This is a genomic window from Porphyrobacter sp. GA68 (genome assembly GCF_022605525.1).
Classification (GTDB): Bacteria; Pseudomonadota; Alphaproteobacteria; order Sphingomonadales; family Sphingomonadaceae; genus Qipengyuania_B.
The window spans coordinates 945,177-960,970 of sequence record NZ_JAKQYJ010000001.1; the positions used below are offsets into that span (position 1 = coordinate 945,177).

Below are 15,794 nucleotides of genomic sequence, written 5' to 3' on the forward strand. Positions count from 1 at the left end.
GTTAACAGGAGGACGCCGCCATGTTCGGATCTCTTGCCAGTCTCGCTCAATCCCACGCAAAACTGTCCCGGCGGAGCGCTCTACGCAGCGCCGTCGCCGCTCGATCCTTGAAGCTGATCGACAAAGCGCGGTGGCGAACACCGCTGGTCGCCGCCTGCCTTGCGGTCGGAGGGCTTGGAAGCCCTGCTGCGGCGACCACGGTGGTCATGAGCGCGCCCGACTGCACTCCGCCCTCACGCACGGTCGTGATCCCCGGATCGGGCTCCGTATCCGGCTTCAGTTTCGCCTGTCCGGCCGGCATGGCTTACAGTGCGGGCGGAGGTGCGGGCATTGATGTCATTGCGCAACACACCCATTCGCTTGTCATCCAGAGTCCGGCACAAGGCGGAGCGAAGGGTCCGTTCACCGTTACGAGCGGACCATTCACCGTCACCGATGGATTTGCCATCTCCACGCTGCTCGACGGCTTTGCGTCGTTCCAGGGGAATGCCGGGTCTGACGATGTGTTCACTTGGAGCGCGACACTGACCGCCACGTTTCTTGGCGGCTCCTCCAGTGTCACCAGCAGCGGCAGCATCAACAGCAGTCCGCAGCAAAGAATACGCGAATTCGACCTGAAGAACTTTCCCAGGGTTCGAGGCACCGATGTCTTTTCTTCCACCCTGACCGTCACAACGTCAGGACCGGGTGAACTGCATCTGGGTCAAACGGGGATCGCCACCCTTGCGGCCGTGCCGGAGTCGGCGACGTGGCTGATGATGATCTTCGGCTTCTGGTTCGTCGGCCTTCGTCTGCGCCGCGGAAAGACGAACCGAACCTACCTCCCCGGGCGGTTGGCGCACGCAATGTCGTGAACCGGACCAGAGCAGATCCGGCCGTGGCGCCAATCTGTTCCTGCACGCCGGGTGCGGGGTGCAGTCGCCGGGCTAAACAGCGACGCTGACCTCGTCCGGATCACTGCGGACCGCGCCCCGGCGCCCTCGATCATCGGGCTGGCCGCGCGGTCTAGGCGATCAGATTTTCCAGCCTCGCCCGGTCAGAAATGATGACCTCCCGCCGTGCGGGCAGGGCGATGATGCCGCCTGCCTTCAACCGCGTGAGCTGCCGGCTGACAGTTTCAATCGTTAGCCCCAGCACGTCGGCGACCTGCTGGCGCGACAGGGGCAGGGTGAAAGCCGCGCTCTGTACCCCCACCGCGGTGCCGCATCCATCGCGTGCCAGCCGGTCGGCGGTTTCCAGCAGGAAGTTCGCCACTCGCTGTTCCGCGTTCATCCGGCCGAGCATCAGCATCCAGCGGCGCGTGCGGTCCAGTTCGGCCAGCGTGCGTTCCAGCAACTTGTGTTCAAGCCGGGGGTGCTCGCGGGCGAACCGATCAAAATCGCTGCGTCTGAAGACGCAGACATGCGCCTCGCTCAATGCTTCTACCCCATAGGGGGTCGTTTCGCCGAAGGGGCGTCCGATGAAGTCCGAGGGATAGGCCAGTCCGAGGATCTGTTCCTTGCCGTCGCTGGTCTGGGTGAACAGCTTGAGGACACCGGCGATCACGTTGGCCACCAGAACGGCCTCTTCCCCCTCCCACAGGAGCTGCTCGCCCGGCTGCAGCAAACGCTGCCGGCCCAGCGTGTTCAGAATGGCGATCTCGTTCTCGTCCAGGTCGGCGCAGATGGCGCGGTTACGGATCGCGCAGGCAGAGCAGGGATTGGCCGCGGCGATGGGAGCGGGTGCGTCCATGCATCCTGTTTAGGCGCTGCATTCGTTTTGTCCAATTCGCCCGAGGGTGACGCTAGCGCGATCAGCTTCCCAGAAGCCACAACCGCACAGGAGGCCGGCCTGCCGCGCGGCACCGTGCCAGACGAAACTGCCCCCTGTGAAGTTCAGCGAGATCTTGAGATATTAAGTCACGAGGTACCAGACCACGAGATAGCTGGCGGAGACGGAGGGATTCGAACCCTCGGTACCCTGATAGAGTACGGTTCCTTAGCAGGGAACTGGTTTCAGCCACTCACCCACGTCTCCGCAAACCGGGCAGGGGCCGGTGCGAGGATCGCGCTATAACCGTGCGAACGCCTGCCAGCAACCCGGATGTTTTTGCTTCATTCCGCAAGCCCAAAGCGTTAACGTGCGCTTCATTGCTGACCACCCACCTGTCAGCCGCTAGAGTACCGCAGTGGAGGGGACCGCCATGAAATTTCACCTGTCGCTCGTTCGCCGGCTCGGCGTCGCCGTGGCCGCTGCCGCCGGACTCCTGGTCCAGCCGCTTGCCGCGCAGACCGTGCAGCGGATCGACCCCAGCACCGCCATCGATGCGGATCTCGACCGGACCCAGGATGCCTACGCGCCGCCCGCGCAAAGCTTTCCGGTCGATCAACCCGCGCCCTACGACGCGCCGCGGGTGGTCACCGCCGAGGAGGCATCCGTCGCCGCCAGCCAGGCTGCGGCGCAGCCGCAGGTCGCGGCCGCACAAGGCGATACCTACAAGCAGGACGACCTCATCGGCGCGGCCGAAGGGTTGTTCGGCAAGGGCGCCGAGGGGCTGGCCCGCCTGATCGAGGACGTGCTGCGCAAGCAGGGCGAACCCAATGGTTACATCGTCGGCCGGGAGGCTGGCGCGGCCTTCGTGGTCGGCGCGCGCTATGGTTCGGGCACACTGTTCCACAAGGTCGAAGGACAGATGCCGGTGTACTGGACGGGGCCGTCCATCGGGTTCGATGCCGGGGCCAACGCGGGGAACACCTTTATCCTCGTCTACAACCTGTATGACACGCAGCAACTTTACGAGCGGTATCCGGCCGCCGAAGGCCAGCTGTATGCAGTTGGCGGCATGAACGCCTCGTACCTGCGCAAGGGCAGCGTGGTGCTGATCCCCATCAGGGTGGGCGCCGGTCTCCGCCTGGGGGTGAACGCGGGTTACATGAAGTTTTCCGAGAAACAGACCTGGCTCCCGTTCTGAACTGAGCTGCGGGCGAGCAGGGGTGCCGACGCCATGGGGCTTGCGGCACCGCCGCGCGCCCGGCATGGAGCGGCCATGTTCGACCGCCTCCAGCCGCAATCGCCCGATGCGCTCCTCCAGCTGATCAAGCTGCATGCTGCCGACAAGCGGGCAGACACTATCGACCTGGGAGTTGGAGTCTATCGCACGGCCGATGGCGGCACCCCCGTCTTTCGCGCTGTCAAGGCGGCGGAGAAGCGGTTGCTGGCAGAGCAGGAGAGCAAGGCGTACCTCGGCCCGGAAGGCGACACGGAATTTGTCAAAGCGCTGATGCCGCACATCTTTGGCCCCGGCGAGGCAAGGATGCACGGGCGTCTGACCGGCATGCAGACGCCTGGCGGGACGGGCGCAGTGCGGCTGGCGCTGGCGCTGGTGAAGGCGGCGGGAGGTCGCCGGGTGCTGCTCGGGACGCCGAGCTGGCCGAACCATGCGCAGATCATCGAGGATCTTGGCCTCGAGGCTGTACTCTTCGATCATGTTGCCTCTGAAGGAACCGCCGATGCGGCCGCGGTTCTGACCCATATCGCGGCGGGTACGGCCGATGCCGTGCTGCTGCATGCCTGCTGTCACAACCCGACTGGCATCGACTACAGTGCCGAGCAATGGAACGAGCTGGCGCAGGCGCTGGCGGATGGTTCGGTATTCCCGATCGTCGATGTCGCTTATCAGGGGCTGGGGCGCGGAATGGAGGAGGATGCACACGGCCTGCGCGCGATCCTCGCCGCCGTGCCCGAAGCCGCCGTGGCCTATAGCTGCGACAAGAACTTCGGCCTTTATCGCGACCGCGTGGGCGCGCTGTACATGCTGGCCGCCGATGAAACCGTTCTGCCGGTCGCCGCATCCAACGCCAATGCCCTGGCGCGCGCGAACTGGTCCATGCCGCCCGATCATGGCGCTGCGGCGGTTCGCCTGGTGCTTGGCGACGGGGCATTGTCCCGCGACTGGCAGGAGGAACTGACCATGATGCGCGACCGGATCCGCTCCATGCGCGAAGCCCTGGCCTCGGCAGCCGACAGGGCGCCGGGCGTCGGCCTGGCCGAATTGCTGCATGGCAACGGACTGTTTGCGATGCTGAAACTTTCGCCCGAACAGATCGTCAGGCTGCGCGAGGAGCACGGCGTCTATATGGCCGCTTCGGGCCGGATCAACGTCGCGGGATTGACTGAGGCAAACCTGCCGAAGTTCGTCGACGCCCTTGCCAGGGTTTCGGCCTAGGTTTTCGGCGCCCCCGGGCGTTTGTTCATGGGCCTTGCCTTGCGGCTGGAACTCAGGGCCGCCACGGGGCCGCCCACCACAACACCGCACCGCTTCGCAGCTGTCACGTCTCGCTAGATGCCGCCCACTGCCTGCATGCGCCGCAGGTATCGTGCCAGAACGTCTATTTCGAGGTTGACGCGATCGCCGGGCCGCAGTGCGCCGAGTGTCGTCACCTGACCGGTATGCGGGATGATGTTGAGGGTGAAGCGAGTCGCGCCATCGGTCTCATCGACCACCTCGTTCACTGTCAGCGAGACGCCGTCAACGGTGATGGAACCCTTGGGCGCGATGAATGGAGCAAGGGCAGCGGGCGCGCCGATGGCAAGCCTGGTCGATCCGCCGATCTCGTCTGCCGCGAGCACGTGTCCCACCGCATCCACATGCCCGGTGACGATATGGCCGCCAAGTTCGTCGCCCAGCCGCAGGGCAGGCTCCAGATTGATGGGCCGCCCGCTCTGCCACTGGTCGGCGGTGTGACGCACGGTTTCATCGGACACGTCGACCGCGAACCAGGCATCGCCCGCTTCCCCGCCGCGCTCCACCACCGTCAGGCAAACCCCCGAACATGCGATTGATGCGCCGATGCCGATGTCTGCAGGATCAAACGGGCACGCGATCCGCACCCGCAGATCGCCGCGCTCCTCAACCGTCAGAACTGTGCCGACGGCGGTGACGATGCCGGTGAACATGGGGCAGTACTCCTATCGCGTCCGTTCGTAGGCTTCGTAAAGATCGCTGCCAAGCTGGCGTCGCTCCACCTGTCGCCACAGACCGTGCGTTCGTGCGAGTTCGGTTATCCCAAGATCGCCCACGGCGCTGCGCCCCGCACCGACAAGGATCGGTGCACGGTAAAGGTCCAGGCGGTCCACCAGGTCGGCGCGCAGGAACGCCGCGGCGGTTTCGGCACCACCCTCTATGTAGAGGTACTGTTCTTCCATGGCGAAGATCGCTTCGGGTTCGCGCAAAACCGCTCTGCCATCGGGCGCTTCCTCGCGGGTCAGGACCATCCGGCGGGGCGAACGGTTCTCCAGACCCGGCAGGCGCACGTCCAGGCGCGGCCGGTCATGGCGCCAGGATTTGCCGCCCACCAGAATAACGTCCTGCCGCGCGCGCTGTGCGTGGACGTGGGCGCGGGCGGGCGAGCCTGTGATCCACTGGCTCTGCCCGTCCGGCAACGCGATCTGGCCGTCCAGCGACATCGCGAGCTTGAGCGTGACGAACGGCCGCCCGCGTTTGTGGCGCGCGACGTAACCGGCCAGCCCCGCCTCCGCCGCTGCGCAGGGAACGTGTTCGGCAGCAATGCCCGCCGCCTGCAGCCGGATGATGCCGCGCCCCGCAGTGCGCGGATCGGGGTCCAGCATGGCATAGACCACCCGCCGCACTCCCGCATCGACGAGCAATTGGGCACAGTTCGGACCCCGGCCGGAGTGGTGCGCACACGGTTCGAGCGTCACATACAGGGTCGCGTTCTTGGCTTCTTCGCCCGCCTGCTCCAGCGCCGCCGCTTCGGCATGAGGACGCCCGCCAGGCTGGGTCCAGCCGTGTCCCACGACCTTGCCGTTCCTGACCAGCATGGCCCCCACCGCCGGGTTGGGCAGGCTCAGCGGCCGGCCGTGCTCTGCAAGCCGTGCCGCCGCCGCCAGCCAGCGGCCATCATTATCGTGGAGCATTAGCGGTTGTATTGCCTTCCTGCGCAGCCTGCCGCCGAGCCGCTTCCTCCTCAGCCCTGATCCGTGCCTCCATGGCATCCACATCAAGGCCAGTGGCGCGGCCGAGTTGGCGGTACAGTTCCCTGCTCGTCTCTGCCTGCTCCTCTCGCAGGCGATTGAGTGCATCCTGCACCTGCTGCCGTTCCGCGTTGCGAGCCGCAATCTCCGCGTCGGTTCGCCCGTCTGCAAAGGTGGTGATATAGGTCACGGTGGGTCGTTCGGGCGGGGCGTAGATCGTTTCATGCGTGACCAGCCATATCAACGAGCCGGTAATCACAGCTGACGCCGCGAGTATGGGCCAGCGATAGGGGTTGGGCTGGCGGAACACTTCCCAGAAATCGGCAATTCCGCCACGCGGATCGTATCGGCTGATCATTCTCATGCGTGGCAAAGATAAGGCGGCCTGCGTCCCGCGCCAACCCGTGAATCTCAGCCAAAGTGCCGGTAAAGCGCGCGTCCCTCGTGCTTGAGCCACCGGTCCGCCGCCGCCAGGTCGCCGTCGAACAGATCGGCCAGGCAGGCGTGGAAGGCAGGCGAGTGGTTGAAATGCAGCAGGTGCGCGACCTCATGCGCGACAACGGAGCGACGCACATGGTCAGGTGCCTGAATCAGTCGCCAGTTCACGCGGATTGTCCCCTTGCCCGAACAGCTGCCCCAGCGACGCCGGGCGCGGGAAAGGCAGAAAGGCGGGGTGGCAACACCTGCGAGCGAGCAGTATTCGGCCAGATCGGCGGCCATGACCCGCCTCGCTTCTTCCTCCAGCCACCGCTGCAGGCGAGGGCGCAGGCTTTGCTGAGGGCCGCCTACGTGCAGGGTCGGGCCGCAGATTTGTGGCTTGCGCGCTCGTCCGGGGCTCCACTGGATGGATAGAACAGCGCCCCGATAGGTCAGATTCCCTTCCGCGACCGGGCAGGCTGGCGTCGGCAGCCGTTCCAGCTGCGCCTCCAGCCAGCCGCTGCGACTGCGGGCGAAGGCCAGCGCATCGAGCGTGCGGCCCCAGGGCGGCAAGGTGACACATACCTCGCGCCCGGTGGCCCCCAGCCGCAGGATCATCCGCGTGGCGCGCGGGTGGCGCCGAACGGCAAGCGGCAGGGTGCGCCCGCCAACCTCCACCGTCAGCTCGGCGGGCGGACGGCGTAGCCAGTCGATCAAGCGGCTTGCGCTCCGGTGCTCCGCCATTCCACGACGTGATGCTCCAGCGGACCAGCCTCGATCTCGCTGATGGCGCGCCCCGCCACTGAAATGCCGGAGCGAACCGCGCCGTCCGTGTGGCCGGAAACCAGTGGGTGCCAATCGGGCAGCGGCTGTCCGTCAGCGCGCAGGCGATAAGCGCAGGTGGGCGGCAGCCAGCTGACATTTTGCACGATTTTCAGCGTAAGGCGCAAACAGTCGGGTACTCTGGCCTTGCGTCCGGCGTAGTCGGTGCAGCGGGCGCTTCTCGTGTCGAGCAGTTCGCACGCGACATTGGTTTCCACGACCTCGCCGGTATCCTCGTCTTCCAGCTTGTGCAGGCAGCATCGGCCGCAGCCATCGCACAGCGCCTCCCACTCGGGCGTGGTCAGCTGCCCCAGCGGCAGTTCCCAGAACCTGTCTCTCAGCGCACCCATCGCGCCAGTTCCGCAGCGACGGCTTCGGCGCCCTGATCGGTTGGAAGGGTTGCGATCGGCTCTCCCTCAGGACCGAACAGGTAGGTGATGTTCGAATGGTTCATGAGGTATCCGCCGCCCGGCTGTTCTTCGCCCCGGCTGTAGAACACGGCGAACTTCTCCGCCGTTTGCTTCACCTGTTCCGGCGTTCCCGTCAGACCGATCAGATCGGGCGAAAACGCGGCGGTGAATTCTGCAAGCGCGGCGGGATCGTCGCGTTCCGGGTCGATGGAGATGAAGATCGGCTGCACCTTCGCCGCCAGTCCCGGCTCTTTCTGGGCGAACAGCGCAAGACCGCGCATCGAACGCTGCACGTCGGTCGGGCAGATATCCGGGCAGTAGGTAAAACCGAAGTACACGATGCGGTATCGACCGTCGAAATCGGACCAGCTGACCGGCTGTCCGTTTTCGCCGGTCAAGGTGAAGTCGCCGCCGATCGTTGCCCCTTGCAACGGGGGTTCGGCGGGCGGAGCGGCGGAACAGGCCGTCAGAGCGGCCGTTGCCAGCAGAGCGGAAGCCAGCCCGAGAAGGGGCCGGACGCGGAGAGTCGATTGTGTGGGCATGGCGCTGCGGTTAATGGTCTGCTAAGCGGCCAGCCGCAAGGGATAAGCCGATGTTTTGGGCACAACGGGGTGTGATGATGAAGCAAATGAGCCTGGCTCTGGCCCTGATGCTTGGTTTCGCAGGCATGGCGGCGACCCCTGCCTCGGCGCAGCAGTTTTCCGAAGGATACACGTTTCTCAAAGGTGTTCGCGACCGCAATGGCACCGTTGTCACCGAGGCGGTCGAACGGCCGGGTTCCACCGTCATCAATGCCCGCGACCTTTCCAGCGGAGAAACCGCACTGCACATCGTGACCGAACGGCGTGATACCACCTGGCTGCGCTTCCTCACGGGGAAGGGGGCCGATCCCAACATTGCCGACAAGCGCGGCCGCACGCCGCTGCAGATCGCGGCCAATCTGGGGTTTGTCGACGGGGTGGAGGTGCTGCTGGCGGCGGGTGCCCGCGTCGATCCGACCGATCGCACGGGCGAGACGCCGCTGATCGCGGCTGTCCATCAAAACAATCTGGCGCTGGTGCGCCTGCTGCTGAACAAGGGAGCCAATCCCGACCACGCAGATAATTCCGGCCGCACTGCGCTCGACTATGCCCGGCTCGCGGGAGAACGCAGCCCCATGGTGCAGGAGTTCACGCGCGCGGCGGCAGAGCGCAGCGAACAGGGCAGGACCTATGGCCCAGGTGCCTGATCTGACCGCAACCGCAGCGGTCGAGCACCCCGTCGACCCAACGCTCGACGACCTGCGCCTGCTGCTCGCCCCGGCCATTGCCGACGCTGCCGTGTTCGATGGCTGGACCACCGAGGCGGTGACGCTGGCGGCGCAGCAGGAAGGATATGACCCTGAAGTTGCCCGCCTCGCCTTTGCGGGCGGCAAGATGGCAATGGTGGAAGCATGGATAGACCATGTCGATGCCGCCATGCTGGCCCGCTTCACGAAGGAAGAGCTGGCCGCGCTCAAGGTACGCGACCGTATCCGCACGTTGATCTGGTTCCGGCTGGAACAGGCGGAGATGCGCGAAGAGGCGCTGCGCCGCGCCCTGGCCGTCATGGCTATGCCGGCCAACGCCGCCCGCGCCCTTCGCACCGGCTGGCGCAGCGCGGATCTGATGTGGCGGCTGGCGGGCGACACGGCCACAGATTACAATCATTACACGAAGCGGGCCATTCTGGCAGGAGTGTACGCTGCAACCCTGGCGGTGTTCGTTGACGACACCAGCGAAGGCAAGGCCGACACCCGCGCCTTTCTCAACCGAAGGCTGGATGGGGTAATGCAGTTCGAAAAGGTGAAGGCCCGCTTGATCGGACCGAACCGCAAAGGCTTCAACGTGCTGCGCTTTCTGGGTCGGCTGAGGTACCCGGAGCGATAGGCTCCTTAAGATCCCCGCGGTCTGCGGCAATGCCGGCGGACACGTGGCAAGATGATCGCCCACAACTGCCTGCTGCCATGCTCTCTCGTCGCTTGCGCCCTGCTTCCCGGGCTGCGCGCTGGGAATAGGGAACTGCTTCTCTCAACTGATAATCAGTTGCAAGAAGCGCCGCTTTCTGCCACCGGACGATCCATGACGGGTAGCACCCTGAACACCCTGGGCGTCAATCGCCCGGCGCGTATCGTCGCTGTCGCCTGGGACCGGCTGGCGCATGACGACGCCAAGCGGCTGCGCGCGCTGGGCGTGGACGAAGGCGCACAAGTCAGCATCGCGTATCGCGGGGTGTTCGGCGGGCGTGAGCCGATTGCCCTGCGCCTCGGGCGGGCAGTCATTGCGCTGCGGCTGACCCATGCCGAAGCAATCGCGGTGACGGAGGAGCTATGACGCGCCTGCGCCGCGCTGTGCTGGTCGGCAATCCCAACGCTGGAAAAAGCGCGCTGTTCAACAAGCTGACCGGCGCCCGGCAGAAGATCGCCAACTACCCGGGCGTCACCGTGGAACGCAAGGCCGGTCGTATGATCCTGCCTTCGGGCGAGCCGATGGAACTGGTCGATCTGCCCGGCGCCTACAGCCTGGATGCGGCGAGTCCGGACGAAGCAGTGACGCGCGACGTGCTGCTGGGCCGGCTCGCTGGCGAAGCGCGGCCGGACCTGGTGATTCTGGTGCTGGACGCGAACAACCTCGAACAGCATCTCGTGTTTGCGCAGGAGGTGCTCGAGCAAGGCCTTCCGGTAATCGCCGCACTGAACATGGTGGACCTGGCCGAGCGGGATGGACTGACGCTCGATGCAGAGGCGCTCGGTCGGGCGCTTGGCGTTCCGGTTATCCCCACCGTCGCGGTGCGCAGGCGAGGCCTGGAAGCGCTGCGCGAAGCGATCGGGACGGCTGCACAGGACAAACCCGCAACGCATGTGGAGGCGAAGCGGTGGCATATCACCCTGCCGGAACGGCGGCTGGAGGCGCGCCACATGGCCAACGCAGCGGTGCTGGCGCGCTCGACCCGCTACACCGTGGAGTCCAAGCTCGACCAGCTGCTTCTCAATCCATGGGCGGGCCCCGTCGTCCTGTTCGGTCTCCTGTTCGTCATGTTCCAGGCCGTGTTCGCCTGGGCAACGCCATTCGCCGACGCACTGGACAGCGGCGTCAGCGCCATTGCGGGGATAGTGGGCGATCTGTTGCCGGAAGGGTTCCTGCGCGCCTTCCTGATCGAAGGGGTGTTCGCCGGCGTCGGGTCGGTGGTTGTGTTCCTGCCGCAGATCGTGATCCTGTTCGCCTTCATCCTTGTAATGGAAGCGAGCGGTTACATGGCCCGCGCGGCGTTCCTGATGGACCGGATGATGGCCCGTGTCGGCCTTTCCGGGCGCAGCTTCATCCCGCTCCTGTCATCGTTTGCCTGCGCCATTCCCGGCATCATGGCCACCCGCGCGATCGCCGACGAAAAGGACCGGCTGACCACCATCCTTGTCGCTCCTCTGATGACCTGTTCGGCGCGCCTGCCGGTCTATGCGGTGGTGATCGCCGCCGTGATACCCAACACGGTGGTCGGAGGCGTGGTGGGCCTGCAGGGGCTGGTCCTGTTCTGCCTGTATCTCGCCGGCATAGTGGGCGCCATGGTTGTCGCGCTGGTGCTGCGCCGGTCCGTCACCAGAGGTTCGGCGAGCGGCTTCATCATGGAATTGCCGCGGTATCAATGGCCGGTCATGCGCGATCTGGCGATGGGCCTGTGGCAACGCGCCTGGGTATTCCTGCGGCGGGCGGGCACCATCATCTTTGCCGCGACCATTGTTCTGTGGCTGCTGCTGAGCTTCCCGCGGGCGGCACCCGGAGAAAGCCAGGTCGACGCCTCCATCGCCGGCAGGATCGGGAACGGCATCGCGGTTGTGGTTGAGCCGATCGGCTTCAACCGCGATATCGCCATGTCGCTCATCCCCGCCTTGGCCGCACGCGAGGTGGCGGTCAGTTCGCTGGGTACGATCTACGCAGTCGATGCGGAGAACGAGGACGTGGTGGCGGCCGAAGTGACGGAGCGGATCGCCGCAGGCTGGACGCTGCCCACCGCGCTGGCGTTCCTCGCGTGGTTCGTCTTTGCCCCGCAATGCCTGTCCACCATCGCTGTTGCCAGGCGCGAGACAAATGGGTGGAAATGGCCTCTGTTCATGGTGGCGTATCTGTTTGGCCTTGCCTATATCTTCGCTGGATTGACTTACTGGAGCGCGCTGGCCCTCGGCCTGTAGAGCCGGCCACCGGCGCGCTTCGTCCTTTTCGGAGAATGAGATGGCGGGCAGCGTCAACAAGGTAATTCTGGTCGGCAATCTTGGCGCCGATCCGGAAGTGAAAAGCTTCCAGAACGGCGGACGCATTGCCAACCTGCGCATCGCGACGTCCGAAAACTGGAAGGACAAGCAGACCGGCGAGCGCAAGGAACGCACGGAGTGGCACAACGTGGTGCTGCAATCGGACGGTCTCGTCGGCGTAGCCGAACGTTATCTGCGCAAGGGTTCCAAGGTGTACATCGAAGGATCCTTGCGCACCCGCAAGTGGCAGGACCAGTCAGGCAACGATCGCTATACCACCGAAGTGTCGGTTGGCGGCATGGGCGGGGTCATGACCATGCTCGACGGCGCTTCGGGCGGCGGCGGCCGGGGAGGCGAGGGCGGCGGCTGGCAGGGCGGCGGCTCCTCTGGCGGCGGATCGTCCGGAGGCGGGTCGTCGAGTTCTGGCGGCAAGAGCGGGGCGGGCGGCTGGAATAAGGGCGGCTCCGACTACGACGATCTGGACGACGATATCCCGTTCTGATGCACGGCCATTCTGATGGCTATCGCGTCGGGCGGACAGTAACCTCGAGAGGCCTGCGGAACATTGGCACCACCCGTCATCCTGAATTACGCGTGGCGAGCAAGGGTCAGGAGAGCCGGGCGAAATTGGCGACTCCCGCCGGCGAACGGCGCGGCGCGGTCGGAGGGATGGAGGTGGGCGCTGTCCCGCCCAGTCCGCCGAGGGCCACAACCGCGTCGGCCAAGGCGGTCTCGTCGATCCGGTAGTAGACGAGCTTTGCCTCTTTCCGGGTCCTGACGAGGCCGGCTCTGCGCAGAACGGCGAGTTGTTGCGAAAGGGTCGGCTGCCCGATCCCTGCCGCTTCCTCGATCTGACCGACGCTCCGCTCTGCAGCAATCAGTGCACGCATGACCCGCAGTCGCAGCGGATGGGCAAGCGCCTTGAGCGCGTCAACCAGTTCGCCGTCGGTCATCTGCCCGCCGCCTCGTCGGCTTGCTTCATGAACCAGTCGGCCTGTCCTCCGGCGGAGAACAGGGCGTCGAGCGTGACGTCAGGCTGCTCCAGAAGCGGCTCTCCCGGCCTCCAGTTGGCGGGGGCAAGCGCGCCGGCAGTGTCGACCGCCTGAAGCGCATCAAGCGTGCGCAGCATCTCCGCCGTCGATCGTCCCACATTCGGTGGGTAACAGGTCATCGCACGGATCACGCCGAGCGGGTCGATGAAGAAGGTAGTGCGAACGGTGGCGCTGTCACGGTCATCCGGCGCCACCATTCCATACGCCTGACAGATGACCATCGTGGGATCCTCGATGATCGGGAACCGCACTTCCACATCGAAGCGATCACGGATGAGTCTCAGCCAGGCAAAGTGCGAGAACAGGCTGTCCACCGATAGCGCCATGAGCGCGCAATCACGTTTCTCGAACTCGGTCGCGAGCCCTGCCAGGGCGACAAACTCGCTCGTACAGACCGGGGTAAAATCGGCGGGATGCGAAAACAGGATCAGCCAGCGACCCCGATAGTCGGAAAGGCGAACCTGGCCGGCGGTGCTGCGGGCCGAAAAATCTGGCGCCACGTCCCCGATCCGCAGCCCTGCGCAGGGTGCCGCCTGCTCTTCACCCGATACTGGCAACTCACGTGTCATCTCTACCTCATACCACTTGACAAACCAATAGCAATACGTATACACAATTTATGTAACTAACAGGAGAAAACCCGTGTCCGCTGACAGGCACCTCGACGATGCTTCCGCGCAAGTGGATCGCGCCCGTGCGGACAAGCGCCTGCGCCCGTCAATCGCCGGCTTCTTCGACGAAGCCACCAACACCGTGTCCTATGTGGTACATGATCCGCATACGCTGGACGCGGCGGTGATCGACTCGGTGCTTGATTTCGAGGCGGCTTCGGGGCGCACGTCGAACGGCTCGGCCGACCGCATCGTGGAATATGTCACTTTGAATAATCTCAAAGTGACGTGGCACATCGAAACCCACGCGCATGCCGATCACATTTCGGCTGCGCCCTATCTGCAGGAAAAGCTGGGCGGCAAGCTCGCCATTGGGCGGGACATAATCCGGGTGCAGGAGGTATTCGGAAAGCTGTTCAATGCGGGCACGGATTTCGAGCGGGACGGCTCGCAATTCGACAAGCTGTTCGATGACGGAGAGCGGTTCTCCGTGGGTGAGCTGGAGGGCATCGCCCTTCACGTGCCGGGACACACTCCGGCCGACATGGCATTCATCATCGGCGATGCGGCGTTTGTCGGCGATACGATTTTCATGCCGGATTTCGGCACCGCGCGCGCCGATTTCCCGGGCGGCGATGCAGGACAGCTGTTCCGTTCCATCCGGCGGCTCCTGGCCTTGCCGGATGAAACCCGGCTGTTCCTGTGCCATGATTACAAGGCGCCGGGCCGCGACGAATACGCCTGGGAAACCACGGTTCGGCAGCAGCGAGAGGAAAACGTCCACGTGAAGGACGGTGTGACGGAAGAGGAGTTCGTCGCCATGCGCACTTCGCGCGACAAGACGCTGGCGATGCCCAAGCTCATCATGCCGTCGGTGCAGGTGAACATCCGCGGCGGGCGCCTGCCCGAGCCGGAGGATAACGGCGTCAGTTACATCAAGATACCGGTGAACGCGGTATGACGCTGCCCGGCTATCCCGAAGCCGCGCCGCTGGCGGGCCTGGCGGGCGGTGTGCTCATCGGCTTGGCGGCCGCGCTGATGCTGCTCGCCCTTGGCCGGATCGCTGGCGTGTCGGGACTGGCGGCAAAGGCAGTCGGCCTTGGCGGCAGCGGCATTGCCCGCAGTGGAGCCTGGATGTTCGTGCTGGGGCTGCCGCTCGGCGCGCTGATCGTGATGCTGGCGTCAGGCGGGTTGCAGGCGAGTTTCGCAAGCCCGGTGACTCTCGCCATTGCCGGTGTGCTGGTAGGCATGGGCACCCGGCTGGGCAGTGGCTGCACCAGCGGGCACGGCGTTTGCGGTGTCAGCCGGCTGTCCACCCGGTCGATCGTCGCGACGGTCACTTTCATGGCGGCAGGCATAGCCACCGTTGCCGCGATGAACGCGCTCGGTCTGGAGGTGCTGTGATGCGTACTGCGATAACCTCTCTCGCTGTCGGTACGCTGTTTGGCGCAGGTCTGGCGCTGGGTGGAATGACGGACCCCGCACGGGTGCGCGGTTTTCTCGACCTGTTCGGCAACTGGGATCCCACCTTGGCCTTCGTCATGGGCGGGGCCGTATTGGTGATGGCTATCGCGTGGCGTCTGGTGCCGCGAATGGCTGAACCCCTGATTGCGGACGAGTTCCACGTCCCCACCAAATCGGATCTCAGTCCGCGCCTGATCGGCGGCGCCGCCCTGTTCGGCATTGGCTGGGGCATCGCGGGCCTGTGTCCAGGTCCAGGCATCGCGGCGCTCGCGATAGAGCCGGCGTCTGCGGCGGTTTTCGTCATTGCCCTGCTTGCCGGCATGGCCGCCGTAAAAATCTTTGAAGGGAAAAGCGCATGAAGATCAGCCGTGTCACCGACTCCTTCGCTGTTGCGCCGCAGCTCTCTCCGTCCGATCTCGGGAGCGTAGCCGATGAAGGTTTTGCGGCAGTTATCTGCAACCGACCCGACGGGGAGGAGGCTGGCCAGCCCGCTGCCGACGTCATGCGCCGGGCTGCGGAGGAGGCAGGCCTGTCGTTCCACCACATCCCGGTAACTGGCGGCGCGTTCCCCGAAGCGGCGATCGACGCGTTCGGCAAGGTGCGCCGTGAAACGAACGGCCCGGTGCTGGCCTATTGCCGTTCGGGCACGCGGTCGATCATGCTCGACGCCCTGAGCAACGCCGACGATCTTAGCGCCCAAGAGCGGATCGAGAACGCCCGGCAAGCGGGGTACGATCTGTCCCCGCTTCGCGATCGGTTGGGCGGCTAGCAGAACCATCAGGAG

At 65.3% G+C, this 15,794-nt stretch carries 21 protein-coding genes and 1 tRNA gene; 12 read left to right on the top strand and 10 right to left on the bottom strand.

Annotated elements, in window-relative coordinates:
- The first annotated feature begins 20 nt into the window (after window positions 1-20).
- Complete coding sequence (locus LHJ54_RS04645) at window positions 21-854, top strand: hypothetical protein (protein ID WP_228242762.1); 834 nt, start codon at window positions 21-23, stop codon at window positions 852-854.
- 151 nt (window positions 855-1,005) lie between these two features.
- Here the strand turns inward: LHJ54_RS04645 and LHJ54_RS04650 are convergent, their stop codons facing one another.
- Both LHJ54_RS04650 and LHJ54_RS04655 read right to left on the bottom strand, forming a co-directional pair.
- Window positions 1,006-1,731 (bottom strand): Crp/Fnr family transcriptional regulator, encoded by a 726-nt coding sequence (locus tag LHJ54_RS04650; RefSeq protein ID WP_228242763.1) that lies wholly within the window; start codon window positions 1,729-1,731, stop codon window positions 1,006-1,008.
- A gap of 194 nt (window positions 1,732-1,925) precedes the next feature.
- Window positions 1,926-2,016, bottom strand: a tRNA-Ser gene (locus tag LHJ54_RS04655).
- A gap of 166 nt (window positions 2,017-2,182) precedes the next feature.
- Between LHJ54_RS04655 and LHJ54_RS04660 the strand changes: the two genes are divergently transcribed.
- The gene (locus LHJ54_RS04660; protein ID WP_228242764.1) at window positions 2,183-2,950 is read left to right on the top strand and encodes a DUF1134 domain-containing protein; all 768 of its coding nucleotides are present in this window, start codon (window positions 2,183-2,185) and stop codon (window positions 2,948-2,950) included.
- Window positions 2,951-3,025: 75 nt separating this feature from the next.
- Window positions 3,026-4,204: an aromatic amino acid transaminase gene (locus LHJ54_RS04665; RefSeq protein WP_228242765.1), complete on the top strand. Its 1,179-nt coding sequence runs from the start codon at window positions 3,026-3,028 to the stop codon at window positions 4,202-4,204.
- A gap of 113 nt (window positions 4,205-4,317) precedes the next feature.
- Here LHJ54_RS04665 and LHJ54_RS04670 read toward each other — a convergent pair whose 3' ends face one another.
- The 6 genes from LHJ54_RS04670 to LHJ54_RS04695 are packed head-to-tail and all read right to left on the bottom strand — an operon-like array spanning window position 4,318 to window position 8,164.
- Window positions 4,318-4,935, bottom strand: a complete 618-nt coding sequence (locus tag LHJ54_RS04670) for a riboflavin synthase (protein WP_228242766.1) — start codon at window positions 4,933-4,935, stop codon at window positions 4,318-4,320.
- 12 nt (window positions 4,936-4,947) lie between these two features.
- Window positions 4,948-5,916, bottom strand: coding sequence for a bifunctional diaminohydroxyphosphoribosylaminopyrimidine deaminase/5-amino-6-(5-phosphoribosylamino)uracil reductase RibD (gene ribD, locus LHJ54_RS04675; protein WP_228242767.1), 969 nt, complete (start codon window positions 5,914-5,916; stop codon window positions 4,948-4,950).
- The gene (locus LHJ54_RS04680) at window positions 5,903-6,337 is read right to left on the bottom strand and encodes a hypothetical protein (RefSeq protein WP_228242768.1); all 435 of its coding nucleotides are present in this window, start codon (window positions 6,335-6,337) and stop codon (window positions 5,903-5,905) included. Before LHJ54_RS04680 ends, ribD begins: the two co-directional genes overlap by 14 nt.
- A 47-nt stretch (window positions 6,338-6,384) precedes the next feature.
- Entirely contained in the window at window positions 6,385-7,107 is a 723-nt protein-coding gene (locus LHJ54_RS04685; protein WP_228242769.1) for a M48 family metallopeptidase, read from the bottom strand.
- Window positions 7,104-7,562, bottom strand: coding sequence for a YcgN family cysteine cluster protein (locus LHJ54_RS04690; RefSeq protein WP_228242770.1), 459 nt, complete (start codon window positions 7,560-7,562; stop codon window positions 7,104-7,106). The genes LHJ54_RS04685 and LHJ54_RS04690 overlap by 4 nt, the downstream gene beginning before the upstream one ends.
- Window positions 7,550-8,164 carry an SCO family protein gene (locus LHJ54_RS04695; protein ID WP_228242771.1) on the bottom strand — a complete coding sequence of 205 codons (615 nt, stop codon included), beginning with the start codon at window positions 8,162-8,164 and terminating at the stop codon, window positions 7,550-7,552. The genes LHJ54_RS04690 and LHJ54_RS04695 overlap by 13 nt, the downstream gene beginning before the upstream one ends.
- 50 nt (window positions 8,165-8,214) lie before the next feature.
- Between LHJ54_RS04695 and LHJ54_RS04700 the strand changes: the two genes are divergently transcribed.
- The 5 genes from LHJ54_RS04700 (at window position 8,215) to ssb (ending at window position 12,385) form a co-directional block, all read left to right on the top strand.
- Window positions 8,215-8,850 carry an ankyrin repeat domain-containing protein gene (locus LHJ54_RS04700; protein ID WP_228242772.1) on the top strand — a complete coding sequence of 212 codons (636 nt, stop codon included), beginning with the start codon at window positions 8,215-8,217 and terminating at the stop codon, window positions 8,848-8,850.
- Entirely contained in the window at window positions 8,834-9,529 is a 696-nt protein-coding gene (locus LHJ54_RS04705; RefSeq protein WP_228242773.1) for a COQ9 family protein, read from the top strand. Before LHJ54_RS04700 ends, LHJ54_RS04705 begins: the two co-directional genes overlap by 17 nt.
- A gap of 192 nt (window positions 9,530-9,721) precedes the next feature.
- On the top strand, window positions 9,722-9,973 hold the full coding sequence (locus LHJ54_RS04710; protein WP_228242774.1) for a FeoA family protein: 252 nt from the start codon (window positions 9,722-9,724) through the stop codon (window positions 9,971-9,973).
- Complete coding sequence (locus LHJ54_RS04715; RefSeq protein ID WP_228242775.1) at window positions 9,970-11,823, top strand: ferrous iron transporter B; 1,854 nt, start codon at window positions 9,970-9,972, stop codon at window positions 11,821-11,823. Before LHJ54_RS04710 ends, LHJ54_RS04715 begins: the two co-directional genes overlap by 4 nt.
- A gap of 40 nt (window positions 11,824-11,863) precedes the next feature.
- Window positions 11,864-12,385, top strand: coding sequence for a single-stranded DNA-binding protein (gene ssb / locus LHJ54_RS04720; RefSeq protein WP_228242776.1), 522 nt, complete (start codon window positions 11,864-11,866; stop codon window positions 12,383-12,385).
- A 106-nt stretch (window positions 12,386-12,491) separates the two neighbouring features.
- Here the strand turns inward: ssb and LHJ54_RS04725 are convergent, their stop codons facing one another.
- Both LHJ54_RS04725 and LHJ54_RS04730 read right to left on the bottom strand, forming a co-directional pair.
- Entirely contained in the window at window positions 12,492-12,836 is a 345-nt protein-coding gene (locus LHJ54_RS04725) for a helix-turn-helix transcriptional regulator (RefSeq protein WP_228242777.1), read from the bottom strand.
- Window positions 12,833-13,504, bottom strand: a complete 672-nt coding sequence (locus LHJ54_RS04730; RefSeq protein ID WP_228242778.1) for a peroxiredoxin — start codon at window positions 13,502-13,504, stop codon at window positions 12,833-12,835. Before LHJ54_RS04730 ends, LHJ54_RS04725 begins: the two co-directional genes overlap by 4 nt.
- A gap of 73 nt (window positions 13,505-13,577) precedes the next feature.
- Here LHJ54_RS04730 and LHJ54_RS04735 point away from each other — a divergent pair, with 73 nt between their 5' ends.
- From LHJ54_RS04735 to LHJ54_RS04750, 4 genes are read left to right on the top strand one after another with little or no spacing between them, the layout of a single operon-like run.
- Window positions 13,578-14,507 (top strand): MBL fold metallo-hydrolase, encoded by a 930-nt coding sequence (locus tag LHJ54_RS04735; protein WP_228242779.1) that lies wholly within the window; start codon window positions 13,578-13,580, stop codon window positions 14,505-14,507.
- Entirely contained in the window at window positions 14,504-14,950 is a 447-nt protein-coding gene (locus tag LHJ54_RS04740) for a YeeE/YedE family protein (RefSeq protein ID WP_228242780.1), read from the top strand. The genes LHJ54_RS04735 and LHJ54_RS04740 overlap by 4 nt, the downstream gene beginning before the upstream one ends.
- Complete coding sequence (locus LHJ54_RS04745) at window positions 14,950-15,369, top strand: DUF6691 family protein (RefSeq protein ID WP_228242781.1); 420 nt, start codon at window positions 14,950-14,952, stop codon at window positions 15,367-15,369. Before LHJ54_RS04740 ends, LHJ54_RS04745 begins: the two co-directional genes overlap by 1 nt.
- Entirely contained in the window at window positions 15,366-15,779 is a 414-nt protein-coding gene (locus LHJ54_RS04750; protein WP_228242782.1) for a TIGR01244 family sulfur transferase, read from the top strand. Before LHJ54_RS04745 ends, LHJ54_RS04750 begins: the two co-directional genes overlap by 4 nt.
- The last annotated feature ends 15 nt before the right edge of the window (window positions 15,780-15,794 follow it).